Consider the following 344-nt stretch of genomic DNA (forward strand, 5'->3'; position numbering starts at 1 on the left):
CTTTGCCTGGGACTTCCTGCTTAAATTGTTGGTTCAATAGATTCGGCACAACTCGATGTTCCTGTGTGGCTTTCATCATACGTCTATATGGATTTGCCTTCCGAATGGGGCAGATAATGGCGTACTTATTCATAATTCTTCGAATCCGCTTCAAATTGTACTTAACATTAAATTGACCCGCCAAAGTCATTTTGATTTGACGTGCCTCTTTTTTACAGCCCTTAAAATGAAAGGCTTTCAATATTATTTCTTTTACGATTTCGTCCTGTTCATCTTTTTGTTTTCTTCGTTCTTGAGATTTTGCAGAGAAATAATTATAGTAGCCAGAACGTGAGACTCCAGCG

The 344-nt window shown here is 38.4% G+C and carries 1 protein-coding gene; it reads right to left on the reverse strand.

The genetic code is table 11. The features are described 5' to 3' along the window. Positions 1 to 344: IS3 family transposase (locus KW850_RS32785; RefSeq protein WP_256358584.1), on the reverse strand; the 344-nt coding region annotated here is incomplete at both ends.

The organism is Bacillus sp. sid0103 (genome assembly GCF_019219025.1).